A 9717-nucleotide genomic window follows, 5' to 3' on the forward strand; every position below is an offset into this window, starting at 1 on the left:
AAGCCTCCTAAACCAGTTCCTAAAACAATTCCTATTTCAGGAACATCCATTCCTTTCTTTTTTAAAAAAGAACATGTCTCTTCAATTATTAAAATCTGATTCATAAAATCTTTTAATCTTTATCCAATACGTGGTATTGCAGTGTCTCAGGAATATCTGCTTCTTTATCTACATCGTGCAAGATTGGTAACAAATGGAAACTAATTCCTTTTGCATTCATTTTTTTAAAGGTCGAAATAAAAACATCGTTCGTTCCCCAATAAATATTTTCAAAAAGTGAATTTTCCATTTTCGTCAAGCCAAGCAAATAATAACCTCCATCAACCGTAGGTCCAATTACGGCATCCTTTTGATTCAATGCATAAAATGCCTGATTGATATCATTTTCAGTCAACTCAAAACAGTCTGTTCCAATAATAACAACCTTTTCCGCTCCTTCTCTAAACGATTGATTGAAAGCCTCCTTTAGAATCTCGCCTAATCCTTCTCCAACCTGAATTTTCTTTTGATAAGTTGAATTATTCCATTCGTCATCGTTATTAATAAAATCACTATAAAAAAGAATTCTGGAAATACCTTTAAGTCCTGCTGTCAATTGTCGTGTACTAAGTAAAAGAGACTGATAAATTTGCAGCGCTATTTTATCGCCAATAGTGGCAGCCAAGCGAGTTTTAACCCTGCCTAAAACAGGATTTCGCATAATAATTATCAAATGATTTTTACTCATATTCAAACAATACTTCCTTGGCAACTCGAACCTGCGCCAGCTGTGCATCCAAAACAATGCTGACCAGTACAAATCCTCCTATCTTCCAATAAAGCTACATTATATTCTTTAATGTATTGTGAAACCCCAGAGGATAGAGGCATCTCCAACATCTGATTAAAGTCACAATCGAATAATTTCCCATCCCAACCAACAGATAATGTATTTAAACACATCAAGGTATTTACTGTTGAGGGGTTGAAAGAGGATATTAATTTATCCATGTATTCTTCCAACTTTCCAATAGCCAAGAGATAATCTAAATATCTACTAATAGGCATATTAGTAATGGTGTACAAATCATTAAAGACAACATCGAAACCATCATTTAGTTCTCTCTGGTAATCTGCCTTTAATTTTTCTTGGGATGGTGGTAAAAATGCACCACCTGGATTATAAACCAAATGAAGATTCAAACCACTACCCTCTTTTCCATAACCAACTTCATTGAGAAGTTTTAACGCTTCAATAGATTTACTAAAAACACCTTCGCCTCTTTGCTTATCCGTATTACTCGCAGTATAGCATGGCAAAGATGAAATAACAGTAACACTATTCTCTTTAAAGAAAGACGGCAAGGAATTATTTTTCTTATTGGATGTTATGTAGGTAAGGTTACTTCTAACTATAATTTCCTTTTTCAGTTTATGAATTTCTTGAACGAACCATGTAAATTCAGGATTCATTTCTGGTGCTCCCCCCGTTAAATCGACCGTTTTTATTTCAGAATCTTTAAGAACACGAAGACAATCCAACATGGTCTCTTTGGTCATTATTTCCTTTCGGTCGGGACCGGCATCCACATGACAATGATCGCAAACTTGGTTGCACATTTTACCAAGATTAATCTGAAGTATTTCAGTTTTAGAAGTTCTTAAAGGACTAAAACCGAACGTCTTTATTTTCTCATCGAAAGAAAGAACATTTTCTTCTCTAGAATCCAGAACGGCTTTTTGCTTCACCGTATCTGATAGTGGGTTATTTGCTTTCAGAAGCGAACTAGTTGCCTTCATTCAGTTTCCAGATATATTCATTGTATGTTATTGTCGGGTCAGAATCAAAGTTTGTTGCCGTGTACTTCTTAATAAATTCTTCAAAAGAAGTCTCTTTCGTAAAGTCGTCTTTATACCATTCGAATATTTCAGAGAGAGAAAGTGAGTTTGCTTGGATAGTATTCTTTCCTGATTGGTTAATAAAATACTTCGTTTGTCTTTCGAGCTGAGCTTCTAATTTCTCCGAGCTATAAATTTCGTTTAAAAGTTTAGGGCACGATTTCGCTGCACAGTTAACCGCAAAATGAATGCGTGGTTCGTTAAATATTGGCCGAATACGTTCATGTTCAATTTGGTTCAACGACAATACATCATCCCCTACTTTCACAATTTTCAAATCCCATGCTTTACCGCCATTAATATCCATTATAGAACTTACAGGGTAGTTATTTAAGATTAGATTAAGAGTTGCCGCATTGTATAGATTTATCCAATAGGCAAGGCTCTCGTCGCTTGCAGAAGAATAATATGGAGCAGACCTTCTCATGTATTCCAAGAACGATTCTATTTGACTCTTTTTAGAAACGAGGCCCTTGTAATTCACCAAACCTGTTTCGGTAACATACATATTAAGAATGTTGCCGTAAACAATTTCCCAATTAACTTCCTCTTGAGATTTTTGGAACTTTAAGTTCCCTGCTTCTATATTCCAACTACTTGCAAAAAGCAGAGTTATTATTATTAGTACACAGTTAAACTTCATTTCTCTCTAATATAATAGCGCGTAAATATACGTTTTCATAGCGATATCAAGGGATTAAAGCATTCTCTAACTTGTATACAATTACAAATTCCCTCCAGGATTTAAACCACTCGGAACAGAAACAGGAACTTGCTTATCATAAGACTCATCTGTAAGCGTTTTTAAAAAACGTAACAAATCTTCTAACTCTCCATCAGAAAGTTCTAACGGCTCAACATGAGCATCTAGATCATTATCCAAGACATTAATATTATCTGATACTCCTGAGTTGTAAAAGTCGAGAGCTTCTTCTAATGTAGCATACATTCCTCCGTGGGTGTATGGCGCGGTTAATTCTATATTTCTTAACGTTGGTGTTTTGAACTTAAAATCACCCGCACCTAGATCATCATCGTTACCTTCGGGATTGTCCTTAACTCCATGTACGGTCAATTTGTAATCTGCAAACATTGGCCCTTTATGACAAAGGGTGCAATTTGCCTTTCCAAAAAACAACACTAAACCTTCTTTTTCATCCTCTGTCAAGATCTCTAAATCTCCATTTACATATTGATCATACTTACTGTTTGAACTAACAATTGTTCTTTCAAAGGAAGCAACCGCCTTTGCAAGATTCTCTGCAGTAACGGGTGAAACATCTTCAGGAAAAGCATCTTCAAAAAGAGACACATATTCTGGAATATTTTGGAGTCTATTTATTACTGAATCCAATGCTATGTTGTCCGCATAAGCATCACCTACCATTTCATTAAATGATGTAATAGGTCCTAAACATTGACTTTCTAAACTACGCATTCTTGAATCCCAAAACATTGGAGCACCAGAAGGGTCATAGCTTGCACTGGCGTCTTTCATTCCAATAAATGCCGAATTAATAATTGTTGGCGAACTTCTTCCTATTCGAGGAATTCGTTGTCCTTCTTCTTCACGTCGAGAAGAGCCTAAGCCAATTCCTCCCACCCCAATAGATAGATCCAACCCATCTGAGTAACCAAAATCTGGATGATGACATGTAGCACATGAAACATCCTTCTCACCTGATAACACAGGATCCCAAAACAACAGTTTTCCTAAAAACTCTTTTTCTATAGTGCTTTCGTTATTGGAAGGGTATTGAACCGAAGGCAGAGTTTGAAATTCAATACCCAGTAATGATATCTGCTCATCTAATGGCAGGGGTACATTTGAATCTTTTCTACATCCAAATGTACCTGTAACCAATATTATTGAAAAAAGAAAAAATCTTAATTCCCTCATTTAATGAGTATGATTATGCACATCTTCATTAATATGGAGCATTACCTTTTCTGTAGAGGATTTACCTGACATATCTGAAACCGTAAAATGCAAGTAAAACATATCCATCATTAGACTATCGGGTATTGTAATCATAGCTGAATATCTATGTACTACTCCTGATATATCACCAGAATCGTCATTATGAAAATCAGATAAATGCTCTCCATTTTCATCACCAATTTCAACGAAATACTTTGCAAGGTCTACATCATCCGTAAAAGTCGCCTCAACTTGTATCATATCTCCATAATTGTATTCAGCATGCATGATTGGATCACTAACGTAAATTACTGGATTTTCTTCATCTTTAATACATCCTGTAAAAGCAATTACAAACACCAGAATACAAGCCGTACCTATTTTTCTTAATCTCATATATACTTAAAATATTCTTGAATCCTACAGCACAAGATAACTTCCCATCACCTTGTTATGCAAATACTTAGATCACATTGTTGTGTGTAGCATTATCTTTTCTGAAGATGTTTTACCGGATAAATCGGTTAACTCAATGTGTAAATAAAACATAGACATCATAAGCGTATCCGGAACGGTAATCATACCCATATAGTCATGAGACACCCCCGTGATGTCATCTTCATCAAGGCTTTCGAATCCCATAATATCCCCACCAGACTCATCACCAATGCTAACCGAGTAACTAGCCAAGTCAACATCGTCTGTAAAAGTTGCTTCTACATGAATCATATCTCCATAATTATATTCATCGTGCATAGCTGGTGAGCTAACTGAAATAACCGGACTTTCTTTATCCTTATTACATCCTATAATTGAAAACGTGACTAATATTATTGCTACGATATTTATTTTTTTAATATTCATTGTTTGATAATTTATAGTTAAAATAATATAGAAACAGACAGATCTATACCCATCTCCATTTTGTTTTGATATCCATTTACATTCCTGTAAATAGGAACCCCGATAGATACCGGAATAAATAATTTATTTCTAAAATTCATTTGCAAGCCAACTTCAAGAATTGTTCGTTGAAACCCGGTATGCAAAACTATCTCTCCATTTTGTTTTTGAGGCTGAAGTACCTCATTTCTAATCGCCGTTAATAAAGTTAATTTGAGGTTTTTGTTTGATTTCAAACTATCCGCCTTGTAAGATAATTCTTTAGTCCATCTTATAGTTAAATTAGTAAAATCACCAAAATCCCGATTATCCAATCCAGCTCTAGTGAACTTATGCGTAGTAACTAAATCAATTCTTGAATTATCAAATGTACTTCTCCAAGCAAATCCTAATATTGGATCAATAGATGAACTACTAGTGATAATTAGATTTGAATTATTAACAACTTGCTTTGAAACTGGTAATTCAACTCCCCCATTAATAGAAAGACCAATACCTGTTTTCTTATTTAGAAACAAAAGGTAGTTTCCCATAATAGTTGGGTCACCTAAACGAGTTTCTCCATTTACATTAGATTCTGAAATAGAATCGCCGACCAAGTTAAATTCAGACCCAAAATAAGTCTGACGAATTGAAAATGTTAGCTTTTCGTGCAATCCAAAACCCACATGTATTGAACCGAACAGTGCACTCCTTTTCTCTGGAATCACATAGCCGCCAGCATTAATCCCTAATAACTCAGATTGTGAGAATTGGGAATAAGTCCGGAACTCTGTTGACAACTCAACAAGCCATTGCCTTTTTTCTAAAATAAGCGTACTACCCGAAGAATTCAATGCTATCGATACGGCACCTCCAACAGAGTGATCTGCAATAGAGTTCATCGCTATCAGCAGCAATAAAAGCAACGAACTAGCGCATTTGCTAGCTATTTTCAATTGATTTTTATTTACTATTAAACTGGGATATTAACGTGTCGTTAATCAGCTTACCGGAGGACGAAACACCTCGTTAGACTTGTAATATTCGTAATGATTTATGTACAATGCGGAATGATCTGGTGAAGTTACTTCACTAATCCCCACATTGAATAATTCGTTTTCTGAAATCGTGTATTCCTCCAACTCTATTTTGGGTGGAGTAAAAGGCCTATTCTTTTCAGCTTCGGCTGCCTTTTTTATTTGCTGAGAAAGAAAACATTTACCATTACACGTTGATTCTGGAATATCTTTATTAATACATAGAACCTTCGAAATATGATCATACCGCAATACATAATCAATAAATGGTGCTGCAGGTTTTACCATTGCAATGGCATAAACAAATAAAAACGAAAAGGCTAAGAACCTACCCATGTCGTAAAATTAAGTCAACTAAATATAAGACCATAATCGAATAGCTACTTATTGATAGCGAAACTCAAAATAGAAGAGAATACAAAAGACCTAGTTAACCCATCTACTCTATTCTTTCTACTAACGATCGGGAAACCCATATTTAATTTCAAATTTGTCTTTTCACTTAATGGAGTATTCACACCGGCAGTCAAGTTTAATGTCAGCCCATTCGAGCCATTCACTACTACACGGCTACTATCTATCACTATCTCATCCTTTTGTAATCTAATAATTGGCAACAGCCCTACTTGCCCTTCTAACTTCTCTCCAATAAATGCGCGTTCAATGCGAAGAAGAATATCATCTCCTCGCGATAACTTCCTTGATTCCAAATATGCCAATGCATTTTCACTATTACTCCACGCATCATGTGTAAATCCATTCTTGTTCGTTCCAAATACTTTTTGATAACCCACCGAAAGCTTCCACTTATTAATAACAACCTTCACCCCAAATAGTAAATCATTTGTACCAAGAGAAGTTTGATAAACCATAGGTAGCGGCAATCCTTTCTTTGTCACGACATTCGCATCATTCTGGAAATATTTTGCACCTATGATATAATACAAGTTGGTATTCTCACCAACCTCATGTTTCAAACTATAACTAAAGGTAAAATCACCAAACCCAGCATTGGAACCCAGATTTCCATTTATATACTTAAAAGGAAATCGGATATACAATACCCCTTTTTGATTAGTAGGAATATACCCCTCTATTTGGGTAGTAGAAATAAATACATTTTGCTCGCCGATACCAATCAACTGACTAGCTCGAAACGTAGATGAAATATCGTCGTCACTAAACCCTGTTTGTATAGCGCCTACAGAACAAAGGCCTGCATCGCCACATCCTTGGCCAAAAGCCGATCTGTTAAAGATTATTACAAAGAAAAGAATGCTTGACAAAACAGATAAGCGCATCAAGCTAGTTACTTGTTAAAGCCTCCACAATTTTACCCATGGTAATATTTCCATGAGAAGCATGGTAGAGTACTTTCCCATTTCTAACTACAATTATTTGCGGGGATTCATGCACGACTTGTAGCTCTGTCATAATACGATTTGAAATAGGCCTATCCATCAGGAGATCTAAATAATAGAATTCGAATTCTCCATTATTATACTCCCATTCATTTTCTAAAAACCTTTTCACTGATCCACTAATTCCACATGTAGTACTGTGCTTAAAAAGAACAACCGCCTTACCAGATATATCTTCCAATATTTGCGTCAATACATCATCACTATCCAAGATAGTCCATCTTTTATCTACCCCACTGTTGCTGTTTCCAAATAAAGCCATAAATAGAATTAGGTTTATTAATTCAATAAATCATTTAACACGGTTAAAGCTTCTGTTTGGTCAGATTCCAATCCTTCGATCTGACTAACAACTTTACCGCTCTTATCTAGTATTGTTATCAGGTTTGAATGAGAGAAGCTACCTGCCTTATATTTCGTGTACTCCACTCCTAACCGATTTGCCATGGTTCTAATGTTAGAACTTTCTCCATGCAATAATGTCCACCTAGATAAGTCCAATTCATGTAATTGAGCAAAGTCATTTAATACTTCCGGAGTATCTAGTTCATCATCCATGGACAGTAAAATGTAATTAACGCCAGACTTATTCTTAACGCTATCGTCTAATATTACCATGTCTGCTACAAGCCGTGGACAGACCATTGGACACTTTGTAAATACCATAGCGACTACTTGTACCTTTCCTTCAAATTGGTTTAACCTTACTTCTTTTCCTGATTGATTCTGCCAAATACTTGTTGAATCGTAGACTGAAGTATTATCCAATAGCCCACCTTTATTCTTATCCTCGGAATTACATCCAAACAACACGATAGTGAAAATGAGGGCAGCTAGGGGACTAAATAATTTCATGAGGGGATAAATCGAGGATTGCTTATACAATTTCAGGTCCTTCGAACATTAGGTTCGGACCTTCTACATCTTCACATTTGCGAATATAAGAAACACATGTGTTCGCCGTGCAAGCCTGGGTAAGAGTTGTAGTCGCTCTACTTGAGGTAATAAAATTTATCTGACCACTGTTGCATCTTCCTTTACTATCTCGTTGCGACCAACTGCCGCTTTGGAGACTCACTACACCTTCTCTAATTTTATCCGAAACAACGGCTCCGCATAATACGGCACCACGATCGTTATACAATTCAACTACATCTCCATCTACAATTCCATATTTTTTTGCATCAATTGGGTTTACCATTACAGGTTCTCTACCAGCTACGGCATATGTACTATGTAAACCTTCGCAGTTTCCAAGTTGACTATGTAATCTATTCCAAGGGTGTGGACTCACCACTTGTACCTGCCCTTCCTTAGCATTCCCTAAAAACTCCTGCGGCTCAAAATATTTTGGTATTGGCGGACAATCATCCAGTTCATATCCAGCGATATATTTGCAATACATTTCAACTTTTCCTGATTCCGTCTCTAACGGATTATTCTTTGGATCATCATAAAAATCACCATGAAGAACTTTCCCTTTCGCTCCTTCTGGTGTTTCAAAAGTTACCACACCTTCATCCCAAAATTCTTCGAAAGTCATTTTTCCTGGCCCGTCGCTCACAGCATATGCTTCTTTAACCCAGTCCATTTGAGTTTTACCTTCTGAGAATTTATCCTCCACACCAAACAATGCCGAAAGCCTTCTGAAAATCTCATAATCATCTAGGCTTTCTTCAACCGGTTCTATCAGTTTACGTTGTGCATAGATCCTATCTCTAGAATACTTACTTCCATAATGAATATCATCTCTTTCTACAGTAGTAGTTGTGGGTAAAATAATATCAGCCTGTTGTGCCGTTATTGTGTAAAAAGGATCTTGAACGATAACCGTTTCCACTTTTTCTAAAGCCTTAACCAATTCATTAAAATCTTGGTGATGCGACATTAAATTACTACTCGTTGAGTACATCAAATTTATCTCTGGATATTCATACCAATCTCCATCATAGAAGAACTCCTTACCGGGATTATTTAACATTTCTGAAATTCTAGAAGCAGGAATAAAAGACTCAATGGGATTCTCAGCCCAAGGCATTCCACCTGGCATATCCTTCCAGGCAAATGCCATACCTGCTCCACTATAATGCCAGCTGAAACCAACTCCTTCTCCAGGTTTACCAAACTTACCTATCAAACAAGCAAAATTCACCATCGCCCAATGAACCAGTTCTCCATGACTAGCTCTTTGTAATGACCAAGATCCAGCAATTTGTGTTCTCTTAGAAACCATGAGTTCAGCTAGCTCTATAATCTTTTCTGCAGATAAGCCCGTAATCTTTGAAGCCCATTCTGGCGTAGTTGGTTCTCCACCATCCTCTCCTAATAAGTATTTAATAAACTTTTTTGAACCAACAGTATACTTCTTTAAGTAAGCTGGATCGTGAAGGTTATTTACTACAACATGATTAGACATTGCTAAAAATAAGGCAATATCTGTATTAGGAATAATTTGAACCGTTTCTGCCCCATACCTTTCAGCAGATTGGGTTATTTGAGGATCAATACTTAGAAATTCAACACCCGCAGCTTTAATCTCGTCCCAGTTCTTGTACATTCTATGATCAGGTATAGC

The 9717-nt window shown here is 36.2% G+C and carries 13 protein-coding genes; all 13 read right to left on the reverse strand.

Translation table 11 applies throughout. The annotated features are described in order from the left end of the window. The coding region (locus tag HRT72_12605; GenBank protein ID NQY68546.1) for a purine-nucleoside phosphorylase at window positions 1-104 on the reverse strand (104 nt) is incomplete at its 3' end. An 8-nt stretch (window positions 105-112) separates the two neighbouring features. Then, on the reverse strand, window positions 113-727 hold the full coding sequence (locus HRT72_12610) for a glycosyltransferase (GenBank protein NQY68547.1): 615 nt from the start codon (window positions 725-727) through the stop codon (window positions 113-115). 2 nt (window positions 728-729) lie between these two features. Continuing rightward, the gene (arsS, locus tag HRT72_12615) at window positions 730-1779 is read right to left on the reverse strand and encodes an arsenosugar biosynthesis radical SAM protein ArsS (GenBank protein NQY68548.1); all 1050 of its coding nucleotides are present in this window, start codon (window positions 1777-1779) and stop codon (window positions 730-732) included. Beyond that, entirely contained in the window at window positions 1766-2521 is a 756-nt protein-coding gene (locus HRT72_12620) for a DUF547 domain-containing protein (protein ID NQY68549.1), read from the reverse strand. Before HRT72_12620 ends, arsS begins: the two co-directional genes overlap by 14 nt. Window positions 2522-2602: 81 nt before the next feature. Beyond that, window positions 2603-3778 carry a cytochrome-c peroxidase gene (locus HRT72_12625; protein NQY68550.1) on the reverse strand — a complete coding sequence of 392 codons (1176 nt, stop codon included), beginning with the start codon at window positions 3776-3778 and terminating at the stop codon, window positions 2603-2605. After that, on the reverse strand, window positions 3779-4195 hold the full coding sequence (locus tag HRT72_12630) for a DUF4625 domain-containing protein (protein ID NQY68551.1): 417 nt from the start codon (window positions 4193-4195) through the stop codon (window positions 3779-3781). 72 nt (window positions 4196-4267) lie between these two features. Continuing rightward, window positions 4268-4663, reverse strand: a complete 396-nt coding sequence (locus tag HRT72_12635) for a DUF4625 domain-containing protein (protein NQY68552.1) — start codon at window positions 4661-4663, stop codon at window positions 4268-4270. 17 nt (window positions 4664-4680) lie between these two features. Then, window positions 4681-5640, reverse strand: coding sequence for a hypothetical protein (locus HRT72_12640; protein ID NQY68553.1), 960 nt, complete (start codon window positions 5638-5640; stop codon window positions 4681-4683). A gap of 45 nt (window positions 5641-5685) precedes the next feature. Further along, on the reverse strand, window positions 5686-6057 hold the full coding sequence (locus HRT72_12645; GenBank protein ID NQY68554.1) for a hypothetical protein: 372 nt from the start codon (window positions 6055-6057) through the stop codon (window positions 5686-5688). Between the two features lie 44 nt (window positions 6058-6101). Beyond that, the gene (locus HRT72_12650) at window positions 6102-7022 is read right to left on the reverse strand and encodes a hypothetical protein (GenBank protein NQY68555.1); all 921 of its coding nucleotides are present in this window, start codon (window positions 7020-7022) and stop codon (window positions 6102-6104) included. A gap of 4 nt (window positions 7023-7026) precedes the next feature. Beyond that, entirely contained in the window at window positions 7027-7404 is a 378-nt protein-coding gene (ytxJ, locus tag HRT72_12655) for a bacillithiol system redox-active protein YtxJ (GenBank protein NQY68556.1), read from the reverse strand. Between the two features lie 17 nt (window positions 7405-7421). Then, window positions 7422-7997: an SCO family protein gene (locus HRT72_12660; GenBank protein NQY68557.1), complete on the reverse strand. Its 576-nt coding sequence runs from the start codon at window positions 7995-7997 to the stop codon at window positions 7422-7424. Between the two features lie 22 nt (window positions 7998-8019). Next, entirely contained in the window at window positions 8020-9699 is a 1680-nt protein-coding gene (locus HRT72_12665) for a molybdopterin-dependent oxidoreductase (GenBank protein NQY68558.1), read from the reverse strand. Window positions 9700-9717 lie beyond the last annotated feature (18 nt).

Source organism: Flavobacteriales bacterium, from assembly GCA_013214975.1.
Lineage (GTDB): Bacteria > Bacteroidota > Bacteroidia > DT-38 > DT-38 > DT-38.